This window comes from Yersinia aldovae ATCC 35236 (genome assembly GCF_000173735.1).
Lineage (GTDB): Bacteria > Pseudomonadota > Gammaproteobacteria > Enterobacterales > Enterobacteriaceae > Yersinia > Yersinia aldovae.
The window spans coordinates 1-14504 of record NZ_ACCB01000018.1; the positions used below are offsets into that span (position 1 = coordinate 1).

Below are 14504 nucleotides of genomic sequence, written 5' to 3' on the forward strand. Positions count from 1 at the left end.
TGAGTTGAGTACGAGAAAACTTCTTGCGTAATAATGGGTTGCCGTGTTTTTCCTGGCAATGAATATGGAATGAATTCTTACCAAGATCGATGCCGATGAGCGTAACGTTTTGCATGATGATCTCTCCAAAAGAAAACCCTGTCAGCTTACCGCTCACAGGGTGGGGGTGACCATCTCATTAACCCGGTTTGAGGGCCGGGCTTTAGTCACTATAGAGCCGTTATACTTCAAGTTGCATCTGCGTTGGCTGCCTTGGTTCGCCCCAGTCACTTGACTTTAGCCAGCGCGTGGGGATTCTCTTCGTTGCCACCTTTGTGTAACTCGAACTATTTAGGGTATAGATAATGACTCTCAGACAGGATTCGATGCGCGTTTAAAGCGACCGATAATCCATTTCTCAATTTCTACGATAATGAAAATCGCGATAGAAACTAACAGCGTGATGCCCCAGTAATAAGCCGGTAATGGCTCGGTACCGAATGCGGTATTCATAAACGGCAGATAGATGATGGCTAACTGGAGTACGACCAGTACACCAGAAACCAACCACAGTCCCTTGTTAACAAAGACTTCTTTGTTCAGTGGGAAGCGGTCCATCACACGGCAGTTAAACATGTAAATCCACTGCGCAGTAACCAATGTTTGCATCAGCACAGTACGGATAAACTCAGTGCTATATCCGCGTGGCTCCATGTAGGCTTCCAGGGCGAAAGCACTGCACGCAATCAGGGTGCCGACAAACGCGATGCGCCAGATGGCATGGCCGTCTAACACATGTTTTGATGGGTCACGCGGGTTGCGGCGCATAATGCCTCTTTCTGCCGGCTCAAATGCTAAACCGAATGAAAGCGTGGTAGAGGTTGCCATGTTTATCCACAGGATTTGCAGTGGCGTTAACGGAATAACCGCGCCAACCAGAATAGCGAAGATGATTAACAGCCCTTGCGCCAGGTTGGTCGGTAACACAAACAGAATGGTTTTTTCAGGTTATCGTAGACACGACGGCCTTCTTCAACCGCGCTGGCAATGGTCGCGAAGTTATCGTCTGACAGCACCATATCGGCGGCTTCTTTTGTCACCTCAGTGCCTTTGATCCCCATCGCGATACCGACATCGGCCTGTTTCAGCGCCGGAGCATCGTTCACGCCATCGCCGGTCATCCCGACAATTTCGCCTTTATCTTGCAATGCTTTCACCAGACGCAGTTTATGTTCCGGGCTGGTACGGGCGAAAATATCATAACGCACTGCCGCTTGTGCCAGTTCGTTATCGTCCATATGCTCTAGCTGGCCGCCGGTAATGGAGTCTTTACCATTACCAATTCCCAGCATGGCACCAATCGCCATCGCGGTTTCCTGATGGTCGCCGGTGATCATTTTCACGCGAATACCAGCCTGTTGGCAGGTCGCTATGGCGTCGATGGCCTCAGGACGTGGTGGGTCCATCATGCCAGCGATACCAACAAACACCATGCCCTGCTGGATATCACTGTGCTCCAACTCACTGACAGGTTGTTCTGTTGGGCGGAAGGCTGCTGCTACCATGCGCAAGCCCTGCCTGGCGTAGCGGGCCATTTCGGCTTCCCAGTAATCACGACGGAATGGCGCAACGCCGTTAGCTGTCAGTTCCTGTTGGCAGAAGGTGAACAACACATCCGGCGCGCCGGTCAGGAAGATGCTGTTATCCGATTGAACCTGATGGCTGGTGGCCATGTATTTATAGGCAGAATCAAAAGGAATTTTGCCGTGTTGAGTGACCTGACCCAAATCAATACCTGATTTCGCGGCCAGCACTTTCAACGCTCCTTCAGTCGGGCCACCCGTAATGGCCCAATGACCTTGCTCGTTCTTCTGAATTTGGCTGTCATTACACAAATTCACCGCAGTGATAAATGTCTTTAACGTGCCGTTGGTATCAAGTGAGGCTTGCTGGTCACTCCCTTCTGGATAGATGTTACCAACCGGTTCGTAGCTTTCGCCTTCTACGCGATAGCAATGGTCTGCCAGAATCACCGCTTTAACGGTCATTTCGTTCATCGTCAGTGTGCCGGTTTTATCGGAGCAGACAACCGTCATGGCACCTAAGGTTTCTACCGTTGGCAGTTTGCGGATAATCGCGCGGTTGCGCGCCATCGCTTGCACACCCAGGGAGAGGATGATCGAAATAATAGCCGGTAAGCCTTCTGGCACCGAGGCTACCGCCAGGCTTATCAAGGCCAGCAACAGCTCATTAACCGGCAGGTCGCGCAGGATAAACGCAAAGACAAACAAGAAGGCCATCATCACCAGAATCAGGATGAAAATCGCTTTACCCAAGCGGTCCATCTGTTGCAACAGCGGGGTACGCGTCGATTCAACCTCTGACATCATCTGGTTGATATGCCCCAGTTCGGTATCACCGCCACTGGCAATCACCAAGCCTTTTGCGGTACCGGCACTGATGGTCGTTCCTGAGAACAGCAAGTTTTTGCGATCGCCAATCACCGACTCGTTCTCAATCACGCCGATTTGCTTCTCAACCACCGTGGACTCGCCGGTCAGGATAGCCTCTTCAATCTGAAGATTGTGCGCTTCCAATAACCGCAGGTCTGCTGGGATCTTATCGCCGGGCTTTAATGTGACGATATCTCCTGGCACCAAATTCTGTGCTTCTATGGTTTGCGCACTGCCGTCACGGATGACCACTGCTTTACTGGACAGCATATTCTGGATGCTTTTCAGCGACTTTTCGGCTTTATTTTCCTGAACATACCCAATTAATGCATTAATAACCGCAACACACAGGATGATGATGGTATCAACCGCGTGGCCCATCAGCCCTTTAACCAAGGCTGCCGCCAGCAGGATATAAATCAGAACATCATTAAAATGGGCTAAGAATTGCAGCAGTGGATGCTTTACTTTTTTTGGCGGGTAGGGCGTTCGGCCCGTATTGTTTAAGGCGCTCTTTTGCCTCTTGTTGGCTTAATCCTTCTTCGCTGCTATTCAAATGCTGCAAAGATTCTTCCGCTGTAAGTTGATACCAGGCCTTACCCTCTGGGGGCGGGGAGGCAGATTTATGGTCTGATGAGTTTTGCATTGAAAGAGCCTTCTTAAAAATTAATAAATCTAAAATCTATCTATCCGTTTCATTGGTCGGTACGGCGCAGAGAAAATACATTTCTTCATTTTCTAGCGTGAAAAAACTCAGTGAAAAGTGTTTTCCTTAATTATTTGATTTTTATAAAAAAGCAAAGAAATATTTTGAAGGATATATTTACAACAACATAGTTATATTAAGCAAGGATAGTAGGTTTTTATCAAAAGAGTGCCTTGATCTGAGATAATAAAATAGAAACATTTGGCAACATATTATGGGTAACCTTGTGAATAGTAAGTAGTTACAGAGCGAACTATTCTATAGGTAATCTTATGGGAAAGGACGAGTCGGCCGGACCGTTTGCGTGATAACACCGAATGATTAGATCTCCGCTCCTATTACCCAATGTAATTGCTGGCTATCAGGTGAAACTCTTCGTTAGTATGTTCTGCTGCCGGAACTAATGGGGCGTATGCTAATCAGAGGTTGCGGTAAGCAACATACTGACGGTGCAATTAAGTAAAGTGCAGTAGCCAACAACCAGTGAGGAAACAGTAAGTATGGACAAGTGGCGATATCTGGCGATTGGCGTGTGTTTGGTGACGACTTCAGGGGGGGCATTCGCTGACTCCATTGATGCCCAACGGCAACGCTATCAGCAAGTTAAACAGGCGTGGGACAGTAATCAAATGGATACTGTGATGCAACTGATGCCGACGTTGCGTGATTATCCCCTGTACCCTTATCTGGAATATCGTCAGCTGACGCAAGACCTGAGTCAGGTAAGCGCGGCCCAAGTGAATGATTTTATGAGCCGCAACCCCACTTTGCCGCCAGCACGTTCACTGCCATCCCGTTTTGTTAATGAACTGGCCCGCCGTGAAGATTGGCGCGGATTGCTCACATTCAGCCCGCAGGCACCAAAACCGGTGGCCGCGCGGTGTAATTATTACTATGCCAAATGGGCTACTGGCGAACAGCAAGTGGCTTGGGATGGTGCCAGCGAGATCTGGCTGAACGGTCAGGCATTACCGGGCAGTTGCGATAAATTATTCAGTGTCTGGCAGCAAGCCGGGCATCAGACGCCACTGTTAACATTGGCACGCATGAAGCTCGCGCTGAAAGAGGGCAATGCCAGTCTGGTGAGTTATTTACTCAAACAACTGCCAGCGGATTACCAAACGATGGGAACGGCACTGGCGAAATTGCAAAGTGATCCAACCAGCGTTGAGAGCTTTGCCCGTACCGTTGGGCCGACTGACTTCACCCGTTCCGCAACCACCATTGCTTTTACCCGTTTAGCGCGGCAGGACGTAGAAAACGCGCGGGCAATGATCCCCACATTGGCGCGGCTGCAAAAAATGAGTGACAGCGAGAAGCTTGAGCTGGAAGAAACGGTCGCCTGGCGTTTGATGGGCAATGATGCGACTTATGACCAAGCTAAGTGGCGCGATCAAGTGACTTTACGTAGCCATTCTACTTCATTGCTGGAGCGCCGTATCCGCATGTCGCTGGGAACGGGTGACCGCCAAGGGTTAGCGGCGTGGTTGGCGCGTTTGCCCGCAGAGGCACAAAGTAAAGATGAGTGGCGCTACTGGCGTGCTTCTTTATTATTAGATCAAGGTAAGAAAGCCGAGGGCGAAGCCATTCTGCGCAGCCTGATGCAAGAGCGTGGCTTCTATCCGATGGTCGCCGCGCAAAAACTGGGTGTGCCGTACCCGATTAATGTTGAAGTCGCGACTAAACCGGATGCTTCGCTGGCGCAGCGCCCTGAAATTGCCCGAGTACGTGAGTTGATGTACTGGAATATGGATAATCTGGCGCGCAACGAGTGGAGTTATCTGGTGGCAAGCCGTAGCAAGCCTGAGCAGGAAGCACTGGCACGTTACGCCTTTAATCAGAAGTGGGCGGATCTCAGTGTTCAGGCAACCATTGTCGCTAAACTGTGGGATCATCTGGAAGAGCGCTTCCCGCTGGCCTGGCCGAAAGAGTTCCATCAGGCGACCGAAGGTAAGGGGATCACACCAAGCTATGCGATGGCGATTGCCCGTCAGGAAAGCGCCTGGAACCCCAAAGCACAGTCACCGGTTGGGGCGGCAGGGTTAATGCAAGTGATGCCACGCACCGCTGAACATACGGTAAAACTCAATAATATCGGTGGTTATGTCAATAGCAGCCAGTTACTTGATCCGGTAACCAACATACAGATTGGCACCAGTTATCTGGAAGAGGTTTATCAGCAGTTTGGCCGTAACCGCATCTTATCCAGTGCCGCCTACAATGCAGGCCCATCACGGGTTAATACTTGGTTGGGAAATAGCGGCGGGCAGGTGGATGCCGTAGCTTTTATCGAAAGTATCCCGTTCTCTGAAACCCGTGGCTATGTGAAAAACGTACTGGCTTACGATGCTTTTTATCGGCACTTTATGAATCGCCCAGCGAAGGTGCTGAGTGATGCTGAATGGCAAAGGCGCTACTGATTCCCTGCGGCCTTGACGCCGCGGCGTTGTTAGCGGCGCTCTCGCACCCGAATCACTTACTTGTGTAAGTTCATCGGGATTTGCTCGCTTGCTGCCTTGCCGCAACGCCAATGACTTTGGGTAAACCCTGCGGCCTTGACGCCGCGGCGGTGTTAGCGGCGCTCTCGCACCCGAATCACTTACTTGTGTAAGCTCATCGGGATTTGCTCGCTTGCTGCCTTGCCGCAACGCCAATGACTTTGAGGATATGCCTTCGTCCTTGACGTTGCCGGCTGTTGGCTGGTAGCTCGCAAACGCCAACTCTTTTGGGAATATCTGGCATTATGGTATGCTCTCGTACTAGTTAAATAGTACCTTGGGTATATATGATGACAAAACGACGACTGACCGATGATCTGCCGGCTGACGAAAAAAATATATCGGGTATCCCTAACCCGGTTGATCCTTCTCTTGCGCCAGATCCGGCGTTATCCGCTGAAGACAACCAGCATTGGTTGAGCTTCATTGCGCTACTGCAAAATGCCATTGCGCAAGATCTTCATTTACCGTTGCTGCAATTGATGTTGACGCCTGATGAACGCACTGCACTGGGGACACGGGTGCGAATTATTGAGGAGTTAATGCGCGGGGAGTTGAGCCAGCGTGAACTGAAAAACCAGTTAGGCGCAGGGATTGCAACTATCACTCGTGGCTCTAACAGTTTGAAGACGGCCCCACCGCAGCTGAAAAACTGGCTCGAGGCCCAACTATTGGCAGATAAAAAATAACCGGCTACCTTCCTGCACGTTGAAATCTATAGGGTATTGCTTGCGTGGCGGTGTTGGTAGATCTCATTGTGAAATGGCACTAGCGCCAACAGTAACGCTTGGTGGTAAACACGGGTGCGGGTTAATTTACCGTCGGTAAAGATGCCGATGGCACCGCCTTTCTGTTTTACATTTTCAATACCGGTTAAAACTGCCATTTCGTCGCCCAGCTCACGGCCTTGGTGAATCCCTTGCAATATAATGTCAGGCAGCATCAAGCTGGCAGAACGAGACTCACCTCGGTTCTGCAAGTGTTCAATTACTATCCATGCAAAGGTCATATTATCTTCAATGCCGGCTTCAATCCCAACCCAAAAATCTGCCTCAGGGCGAACCTGACGTGCATTGGCAACCCGCTGGCGGGCACCGGTGCGAGTTTCAGTACTGCCGAGGGGTTGCAGAGGAACGCCGCTGTCGACATTGACACCTTCAATGCGATATTGACCCACGCCATAAACGTCGTCAAACGCGAGGCCAATAGCCTGAATCTTTGCAGGGTTGGTAGTTGCGGCAACAACATGGTACATAATGAGTCTCGCTACTCTTAATAATCTATTGAAATAGGCTTTGGGTTTATTTCACGCAGTATAACGGAAAAATGACATGTTACAGGTATATCTCGTGCGCCACGGCGAAACCGTCTGGAACGCAGCACGCCGCATTCAGGGCCAATCAGACAGCCCTCTGACTGATATCGGTATACGTCAGGCTCAGTTGGTCGCGCAACGGGTTCGTAGCCAGGGTATCACCCATATTATTAGCAGCGACCTTGGGCGCACACAGCAGACGGCGAAAATCATTGCTGATGCCTGTGGGCTAACCATGCAGACAGACTCGCGCCTGCGTGAGCTGAATATGGGGGTGCTGGAAACGCGTCCGATTGAAAGCTTAACGTCAGAAGAAGAGCAATGGCGCAAGCAGATGGTCAATGGCACTGAAGGCGGGCGTATCCCGGAAGGTGAGTCGATGACCGAGCTGGGGGGGCGGATGCACGCGGCGCTGAATAGCTGCCTGGCGTTACCCGCCGGAAGTAAGCCATTGCTGGTGAGTCATGGTATGGCGTTGGGATGTCTGCTGAGTACCCTGCTTGGGTTACCCGCTCATGCTGAACGGCGTCTACGTTTGCGCAACTGCTCGCTGTCGCGGGTGGATTATCAGGAAAGCCCGTGGTTGGCCTCTGGCTGGGTGATTGAAAGTGCTGGCGATACCGCCCATTTGGATATGCCAGCACTTGATGAGTTACAGCGCTAACGCCGAACAGGAATAAGATACTCACATTTGAACAGGGTCGGAGGCCGTTCGACAGGCTTCCCCTGTGGGTAGAAACGTTCGATATCATAGCCACGTCGGCGAGTTAGCCCTAACTGCGGCAGGCAGGTGCCATACAGTGTCAGGATGAAGTTCTGTAGCCCTTCCAACGGTCCATCGTAGGTGAACTGCACATACTCGCCACCCTGTAAGATGACCGGTTGACCTTCCTGCACATTGCATGGAACATGCTGAGGCTCAATCGCTGTAGTGTAGAAAATCTCTTGCTCATCATCTTTCTCCTGATTGGGGCGTGAGTGATGTAAGCCGTAGAGTACGGGGGGCAAGTGATCGACATCACCGAGATATTGCTGCCAAAAATGTAGTCGAAATTCAGCACGATAGGTTGAAATTTGCTCAAGAGTACACGAATAGCTTTGAGTTATACCTATCAGATGCTGTTCAGGCAACGTCACAAATTCAGGTTGAGGTAAGGTATAAGCCCCCAACCGGATAGGTGGACAGATCCCCGCCGAATGCCAATCTTCAGCCCGACGATACAGTGCGGGCGTTTGCACAAACTGCTTTTTAAAAGCACGGGTAAAAGTTTGCTGTGAATCAAAACGATATTGCAGGGCAATATCGAGAATAGGGCGGCTGGTTAAACGTAACGCTACGGCGGCTTTTGATAACCTTCTGGCACGGATATAAGCACCGATAGCATTCCCGGTGACTTCCTTGAACATACGTTGCAAATGCCATTTCGAATAGCCTGCTTTCGCAGCAACATTGTCCAGTGCCAAAGGCTGGTCTAAGTGACTTTCTAGCCAGCTAAGCAAATCACGAATGATACTGGCTTGATCCATAGATCTTCCTCGTAAAACGACCTAAATTTAGGGTATTAGTCATATGAAAAGAATAGCTCCGGCGCATAGTAGCAACTTTTTTTGCTCCCGACTGCTTAAGAATTTAGTGGTGCAGTGCGTTAAAAATAAGCCTAAGATTTATAAAAAGGCTTTTTAACAAATATTTTATTATTAGTACAAATAGTTAATGTTGAATCAGATTATTCAATGGAATGGAGTAAGTGTATGAAAAAAAGTTGGATATTCCTTGGTTGCTTGCTTTCTTTTGGGGCAATAACTGCCCATGCAGAGGAAATTGGCTCGGTAGATACCGTTTTTAAACTGCTAGGGCCTGATCATAAAATCGTGGTTGAAGCCTTCGATGACCCTGATGTTAAAAATGTAACTTGTTATATCAGCCGGGCTAAAACCGGGGGTATCAAAGGTGGTCTGGGGTTGGCGGAAGATACATCTGATGCTGCAATCTCTTGCCAGCAGGTCGGGCCGATTGAGTTAAATGACAAAATTAAGAATAAAAAATCTGACGGTACGGTGGTTTTCCAGAAGCGCACATCGTTGGTCTTCAAAAAGCTACAAGTGGTGCGTTTCTACGATCAGAAACGTAATACGTTGATCTACCTTACCTATTCAGACCGTGTGGTTGACGGCTCGCCAAAAAATGCGATCAGTGCTGTACCCATTATGCCGTGGCAATAACATTATTTGGCTGAGAATGGGCAATAAAAAAGCCAGCATTTGCGTGCTGGCCTTTTATTGTCGATGTGTCAGTTCAGCGGCTTACTCTTCCAGGTCACCACAGAAACGATAACCTTCACCGTGGATAGTGGCAATGATTTCTGGTGTGTCAGGAGTAGATTCGAAATGCTTACGAATACGACGGATAGTCACGTCGACGGTGCGGTCATGAGGTTTTAGCTCACGGCCAGTCATTTTCTTCAGCAATTCGCCACGGGATTGAATTTTGCCCGGATTTTCACAGAAATGCAGCATGGCACGGAACTCACTACGTGGCAGTTTGTAATGTTCGCCAGTAGGGCTTATCAGTGAGCGGCTGTTGATATCCAGCTCCCAGCCATTGAATTTATAACTCTCAACCAGACGACGCTCTTCACCTACGCTGCCCAGGTTCATGGTGCGAGATAGCAGGTTGCGTGCGCGGATGGTCAATTCACGCGGATTGAAAGGTTTGGTGATGTAGTCATCGGCACCAATTTCCAAGCCAAGGATCTTATCTACTTCATTATCACGACCGGTCAGGAACATTAGGGCAACACTTGCTTGTTCACGAAGTTCTCGTGCCAGCAGCAGGCCATTTTTACCCGGCAGATTGATGTCCATGATAACTAAGTTGATATCATTCTCAGACAAAATGTGGTGCATTTCTGCGCCATCATTGGCCTCATGAACAACATAGCCTTCCGCCTCGAAAATGCTCTTCAGGGTGTTACGAGTAACTATCTCGTCTTCTACGATCAGAATGTGCGGGGTCTGCATGTTTGCTACCTAAAATTGCCAACAAAATAGAAATAGGAAGTACAGAAGTCTTTGTTATATTAGGATTTTTATTGACTAGTTACTCGTCATCCCGTTCATCACATGACTAAAGTACGTAAACGCGTTCTTGATGTACTTTCCATCAACGTCAACAACATCACTAGCTTGGTCGGGGTGTTACTCCCTACAGCCCCAAAGGTGACAAAAGCGGCGCATATCCTAACCCTATTAACAGCAATATAACAGTGTGAGCCGAATCTACCACCCAACAAAACTACGCTTTGTTGACATATATCAAATTCAATTGTAGCACGTTAACACTTTTGTGAAAAAGACTTACAAGAATACCAGCTTAAGCGATAGTTGGTTAAATTATGTGATCGATTCAGTGTTATTAATATTAAAAATTAAGCATTAGGCGTAACAAAAAAAAGATTTTTCTAATCCATTGATTTTTATTGTTTAAAATCAATATTCTTTCACCGCCGCCGCCGTCACCCTCTTTTCCTTCTCAGCCGTCTATTTCAGCTGAAAGCATAAGAAGAATTATTGTTGATGTTATGGAAATGTAAAGATATTTGCCAGATGTTTACTTATTGTTGTTTTTTTAACCACGAGAACATAAAAAGAGCGAACAGGTGGCAATTATCCGTTAACTCAGATTGCGCTATAGTTTGATATTTTCCGACTCTCAGGGGCATTTCTGTCAAAAAGTTAGAAAAAAAATCCATAAGTGCATTATCCTGAATAAGTGTTGTTTTTTAGGGTTATCCTCTGGTTTTTTGCGTTTATTTTGTAATGTGATTGCTGACAATTCCTCTTTTATTAGAGGATTTCCCGAAATGGGTTAGCTTGTTCTCATCGTTTTACCGGTGAAAAAATTTGACTTGAGGGAGCGATTGCTTTAACCAATAGAGAGACAGCTTTATTTATGAGACAGACAGAAGACATGCGATACATCAGCCTGAATACAACAATTATTACCACCACCGAAACCACAGGTTACGGGGCGGGCTGACGCGTACAGGAAACAACAGAAAAAAGCCCGCACCTAGACAGTGCGGGCTTTTTTTTTAAATCAAATATTTGCAACAAAGTTTGCGATAAAAATAGCGCGAAAGCGGGAGAAAATAAGAAATGCGAGTGCTGAAATTTGGCGGGACCTCAGTTGCAAATGCAGAACGCTTTATGCGTGTTGCCGATATCATTGAAAGTAATGCGCGTCAGGGACAAGTCGCTACGGTGCTATCCGCTCCCGCTAAAATTACCAATCACTTGGTGGCGATGATCGACAAAATGGTTGCCGGACAAGATATCTCGCCGAATATCAGTGATGCCGAGCGGATTTTCGCCGAGTTATTGCGTGGCTTGGCTGATGCGCAACCGGGCTTTGACTATGCGCGTTTGAAAGACTTGGTAGGGCATGAGGTTGCGCAGCTCAAGCAACTGTTGCACGGAATTTCACTGCTGGGGCAGTGTCCTGATAGCATCAATGCCGCTATCATCTGCCGTGGTGAGAAGCTCTCTATCGCCATTATGGAAGCGGTATTTCAGGCGAAAGGCTATCCGGTGACCGTGATTAATCCGGTAGAGAAACTGCTGGCCCAGGGGCACTATCTCGAATCCACCGTAGATATCACTGAATCGACCCGCCGTATCGGTTCCAGCGGCATTCCGGCTGACCATATTATCTTGATGGCGGGCTTCACTGCCGGTAATGATAAAGGTGAGCTGGTGGTGTTGGGGCGTAACGGGTCTGATTACTCCGCCGCGGTGTTGGCTGCCTGTTTGCGTGCTGACTGTTGTGAGATCTGGACTGATGTGGACGGGGTTTATACTTGTGATCCACGCGTGGTACCTGATGCCCGATTATTAAAATCGATGTCATATCAGGAAGCGATGGAGCTTTCCTATTTTGGCGCTTCGGTTCTCCACCCCCGCACTATCGCTCCTATCGCCCAATTCCACATCCCTTGCCTGATAAAAAACACCTCTAATCCACAAGCGCCCGGCACGCTGATTGGCGGCGAAAGCAGCGACGACGGTTTCCCGGTTAAAGGCATTACCAACCTGAATAATATGGCGATGATCAATGTTTCCGGGCCGGGCATGAAAGGCATGGTCGGGATGGCCGCCCGCGTCTTTGCCGTAATGTCGCGCAGCGGTATCTCGGTGGTGCTGATAACCCAGTCCTCTTCTGAATACAGCATTAGCTTCTGTGTGCCACAAGGGGAGTTGTTACATGCCCGCAAAGCCTTGGATGAAGAGTTTTATCTGGAACTCAAAGACGGCGTACTGGAGCCGTTGGATGTGATTGAACATTTGGCGATTATTTCGGTGGTCGGCGATGGTATGCGCACTTTACGCGGCATCTCGGCTCGCTTCTTCTCGGCGCTGGCTCGTGCCAATATCAATATTATTGCCATTGCCCAAGGCTCCTCTGAGCGCTCTATTTCGGTGGTGGTCAGTAACGATGCGGTCACTACCGGCGTGCGGGTCTGCCATCAGATGTTGTTTAACACCGATCAAGTGATTGAAGTGTTTGTTATCGGCGTCGGTGGCGTTGGTGGGGCATTGATCGAACAAATCTATCGTCAGCAGCCGTGGTTGAAACAGCGCCATATCGATTTGCGCGTTTGTGGTATCGCCAACTCTAAAGCGATGCTGACTAATGTCCACGGCATTGCCTTGGATAACTGGCGTCAGGAGCTGGCTGAAGTGCAGGAGCCGTTTAACTTAAGCCGCCTGATCCGTTTGGTAAAAGAGTATCACTTGCTCAATCCGGTGATTGTCGACTGTACTTCCAGTCAGGCGGTGGCGGATCAATATGCCGACTTCCTGGCCGATGGTTTCCACGTCGTGACACCAAACAAGAAAGCCAATACCTCATCAATGAATTACTACCGTCAGATGCGTGCGGCAGCAGCGAAGTCATGTCGCAAATTCTTGTATGACACCAACGTCGGTGCGGGCCTGCCAGTGATTGAAAACTTACAGAATCTGCTTAATGCGGGTGACGAACTGATGCGTTTTTCTGGCATTCTGTCCGGGTCACTGTCCTTTATCTTCGGCAAGCTGGATGAAGGAATGACATTGTCGGAAGCCACTTTGCAAGCCAAGGCGATGGGATATACCGAACCTGACCCACGCGATGACCTCTCTGGCATGGATGTTGCGCGTAAATTGTTGATTCTGGCCCGTGAGGCAGGGTACAAACTTGAGCTGGCTGATATTGAAGTTGAATCAGTATTGCCAGCAGATTTTGATGCTTCAGGCGATGTAGACAGCTTCCTGGCGCGCTTGCCATCACTGGATGCCGAATTTACTCGTTTGGTAACGAATGCGGCGGAGCAGGGCAAAGTGCTGCGTTATGTTGGCGTCATCGAAGAGGGGCGTTGTCTCGTGCGAATGGATGCTGTGGATGGTAATGATCCGTTGTATAAAGTTAAAAATGGTGAGAATGCCTTGGCTTTCTATACCCACTATTATCAGCCGATTCCGTTGGTGTTACGCGGTTATGGTGCCGGTAATGACGTGACGGCTGCTGGGGTATTCGCCGATCTTTTACGCACATTATCATGGAAGTTGGGAGTTTAAATATGGTTAAAATCTATGCTCCGGCATCGATTGGCAATGTCAGCGTCGGATTCGATGTGCTGGGTGCAGCGGTTTCGCCGGTTGATGGTACTTTGCTTGGTGATTGCGTCAGCGTGATCGCCGCAGACCGTTTCAGTCTGCGCAACGAGGGCCGCTTTGTCAGCAAACTGCCTGATGATCCAAAAGAGAATATCGTTTATCAGTGTTGGGCGCGTTTTTGTCAGGAAATGGGCAAAGAAATCCCAGTGGCAATGGTGCTGGAAAAGAATATGCCAATCGGTTCAGGGCTGGGTTCCAGCGCCTGCTCTGTAGTGGCCGGGCTAATGGCGATGAACGAATTCTGTGGCAAGCCACTGGATAAGGTCACGCTACTTGGCTTGATGGGCGAACTGGAAGGGCGTGTCTCCGGCAGTGTCCATTATGATAATGTCGCACCTTGCTATCTGGGTGGGATGCAGTTAATCCTTGAGCAGGATAGCTATATTAGCCAGAACGTCCCCGGTTTTGATGACTGGCTGTGGGTGATGGCGTATCCGGGCATTAAAGTTTCTACCGCTGAGGCGCGCGCTATCTTACCGGCGCAGTATCGGCGGCAGGATTGCATTGCTCATGGGCGAAATCTGGCTGGGTTCATTCACGCCTGCCACACTCAACAACCCGATTTAGCCGCTAAAATGATGAAAGATGTTATTGCGGAGCCTTATCGTACCCAATTGCTGCCAGGCTTTGCGGCGGCACGTCAGGCCGCACAGGATATTGGCGCATTGGCCTGTGGCATTTCCGGCTCCGGCCCGACGCTGTTTGCCGTGTGTGACGATATGGATACCGCGCAGCGCATGGCGGGCTGGTTACAAAATCATTACCTGCAAAACGACGAAGGTTTTGTTCATATTTGCCGTCTGGATACCGCAGGCGCACGACTACTGGGATAACGC

Annotated in this window: 14 protein-coding genes, 1 pseudogene and 1 other annotated feature; of the genes and pseudogenes, 8 read left to right on the plus strand and 7 right to left on the minus strand. The window is 49.2% G+C overall.

All coding sequences use genetic code 11. The annotated features are described in order from the left end of the window. From YALDO0001_RS21250 to YALDO0001_RS22205, 4 genes and pseudogenes are all read right to left on the minus strand, one after another. Nucleotides 1–115, minus strand: a pseudogene (locus YALDO0001_RS21250) (IS110 family transposase); the annotation flags it as partial. A 236-nt stretch (nucleotides 116–351) separates the two neighbouring features. After that, nucleotides 352–966, minus strand: a complete 615-nt coding sequence (locus tag YALDO0001_RS22200; protein ID WP_289844113.1) for a cation transporting ATPase C-terminal domain-containing protein — start codon at nucleotides 964–966, stop codon at nucleotides 352–354. Further along, the gene (locus tag YALDO0001_RS10130) at nucleotides 933–2828 is read right to left on the minus strand and encodes an HAD-IC family P-type ATPase (RefSeq protein ID WP_004702701.1); all 1896 of its coding nucleotides are present in this window, start codon (nucleotides 2826–2828) and stop codon (nucleotides 933–935) included. Before YALDO0001_RS10130 ends, YALDO0001_RS22200 begins: the two co-directional genes overlap by 34 nt. Nucleotides 2829–2862: 34 nt before the next feature. Next, the gene (locus YALDO0001_RS22205) at nucleotides 2863–3078 is read right to left on the minus strand and encodes a cation-transporting P-type ATPase (RefSeq protein WP_289844114.1); all 216 of its coding nucleotides are present in this window, start codon (nucleotides 3076–3078) and stop codon (nucleotides 2863–2865) included. A gap of 560 nt (nucleotides 3079–3638) precedes the next feature. On the opposite strand from YALDO0001_RS22205, the gene sltY reads away from it, so the two are divergent. Together sltY and trpR are read left to right on the plus strand one after the other, a co-directional pair. Continuing rightward, nucleotides 3639–5558 carry a murein transglycosylase gene (sltY, locus tag YALDO0001_RS10135; protein WP_004702705.1) on the plus strand — a complete coding sequence of 640 codons (1920 nt, stop codon included), beginning with the start codon at nucleotides 3639–3641 and terminating at the stop codon, nucleotides 5556–5558. Between the two features lie 368 nt (nucleotides 5559–5926). Further along, the gene (gene trpR / locus YALDO0001_RS10140) at nucleotides 5927–6325 is read left to right on the plus strand and encodes a trp operon repressor (RefSeq protein WP_042547750.1); all 399 of its coding nucleotides are present in this window, start codon (nucleotides 5927–5929) and stop codon (nucleotides 6323–6325) included. Between the two features lie 26 nt (nucleotides 6326–6351). Here trpR and yjjX read toward each other — a convergent pair whose 3' ends face one another. Next, entirely contained in the window at nucleotides 6352–6891 is a 540-nt protein-coding gene (gene yjjX, locus YALDO0001_RS10145; RefSeq protein WP_004702708.1) for an inosine/xanthosine triphosphatase, read from the minus strand. 76 nt (nucleotides 6892–6967) lie between these two features. Between yjjX and gpmB the strand changes: the two genes are divergently transcribed. Then, a complete protein-coding gene (gene gpmB / locus YALDO0001_RS10150; protein ID WP_042839730.1) occupies nucleotides 6968–7615 on the plus strand; it encodes a 2,3-diphosphoglycerate-dependent phosphoglycerate mutase GpmB in 648 nt (215 codons plus the stop codon). Here gpmB and robA read toward each other — a convergent pair. Then, nucleotides 7612–8478 (minus strand): MDR efflux pump AcrAB transcriptional activator RobA, encoded by an 867-nt coding sequence (gene robA / locus YALDO0001_RS10155; protein ID WP_042839732.1) that lies wholly within the window; start codon nucleotides 8476–8478, stop codon nucleotides 7612–7614. The genes gpmB and robA overlap by 4 nt on opposite strands. 225 nt (nucleotides 8479–8703) lie before the next feature. On the opposite strand from robA, the gene creA reads away from it, so the two are divergent. Then, entirely contained in the window at nucleotides 8704–9174 is a 471-nt protein-coding gene (creA, locus tag YALDO0001_RS10160) for a protein CreA (protein WP_004702712.1), read from the plus strand. An 81-nt stretch (nucleotides 9175–9255) separates the two neighbouring features. Here creA and arcA read toward each other — a convergent pair whose 3' ends face one another. Then, on the minus strand, nucleotides 9256–9972 hold the full coding sequence (gene arcA / locus YALDO0001_RS10165; RefSeq protein WP_004702713.1) for a two-component system response regulator ArcA: 717 nt from the start codon (nucleotides 9970–9972) through the stop codon (nucleotides 9256–9258). A gap of 102 nt (nucleotides 9973–10074) precedes the next feature. Here arcA and yjjY point away from each other — a divergent pair, with 102 nt between their 5' ends. The 4 genes from yjjY (at nucleotide 10075) to thrB (ending at nucleotide 14501) form a co-directional block, all read left to right on the plus strand. Further along, nucleotides 10075–10215: a YjjY family protein gene (gene yjjY / locus YALDO0001_RS22645; protein ID WP_004702715.1), complete on the plus strand. Its 141-nt coding sequence runs from the start codon at nucleotides 10075–10077 to the stop codon at nucleotides 10213–10215. Between the two features lie 706 nt (nucleotides 10216–10921). Then, complete coding sequence (gene thrL / locus YALDO0001_RS20130; RefSeq protein WP_002231504.1) at nucleotides 10922–10990, plus strand: thr operon leader peptide; 69 nt, start codon at nucleotides 10922–10924, stop codon at nucleotides 10988–10990. Then, nucleotides 10929–11047 (plus strand) — a sequence feature (Thr leader region). (Overlaps the previous gene by 62 nt.) 62 nt (nucleotides 11048–11109) lie before the next feature. Then, entirely contained in the window at nucleotides 11110–13569 is a 2460-nt protein-coding gene (thrA, locus tag YALDO0001_RS10175; protein ID WP_042839734.1) for a bifunctional aspartate kinase/homoserine dehydrogenase I, read from the plus strand. 2 nt (nucleotides 13570–13571) lie between these two features. Further along, nucleotides 13572–14501, plus strand: coding sequence for a homoserine kinase (gene thrB, locus YALDO0001_RS10180; RefSeq protein WP_004702720.1), 930 nt, complete (start codon nucleotides 13572–13574; stop codon nucleotides 14499–14501). Nucleotides 14502–14504 lie beyond the last annotated feature (3 nt).

Bases quoted from the DNA above. Each gene is read 5' to 3' on its own strand.
- YALDO0001_RS22205 (WP_289844114.1), bottom strand. From the start codon at position 3,078: ATGCAAAACTCATCAGACCATAAATCTGCCTCCCCGCCCCCAGAGGGT.
- sltY (WP_004702705.1), top strand. From the start codon at position 3,639: ATGGACAAGTGGCGATATCTGGCGATTGGCGTGTGTTTGGTGACGACT.
- trpR (WP_042547750.1), top strand. From the start codon at position 5,927: ATGACAAAACGACGACTGACCGATGATCTGCCGGCTGACGAAAAAAAT.
- yjjX (WP_004702708.1), bottom strand. From the start codon at position 6,891: ATGTACCATGTTGTTGCCGCAACTACCAACCCTGCAAAGATTCAGGCT.
- gpmB (WP_042839730.1), top strand. From the start codon at position 6,968: ATGTTACAGGTATATCTCGTGCGCCACGGCGAAACCGTCTGGAACGCA.
- robA (WP_042839732.1), bottom strand. From the start codon at position 8,478: ATGGATCAAGCCAGTATCATTCGTGATTTGCTTAGCTGGCTAGAAAGT.
- creA (WP_004702712.1), top strand. From the start codon at position 8,704: ATGAAAAAAAGTTGGATATTCCTTGGTTGCTTGCTTTCTTTTGGGGCA.
- arcA (WP_004702713.1), bottom strand. From the start codon at position 9,972: ATGCAGACCCCGCACATTCTGATCGTAGAAGACGAGATAGTTACTCGT.
- yjjY (WP_004702715.1), top strand. From the start codon at position 10,075: ATGACTAAAGTACGTAAACGCGTTCTTGATGTACTTTCCATCAACGTC.
- thrA (WP_042839734.1), top strand. From the start codon at position 11,110: ATGCGAGTGCTGAAATTTGGCGGGACCTCAGTTGCAAATGCAGAACGC.
- thrB (WP_004702720.1), top strand. From the start codon at position 13,572: ATGGTTAAAATCTATGCTCCGGCATCGATTGGCAATGTCAGCGTCGGA.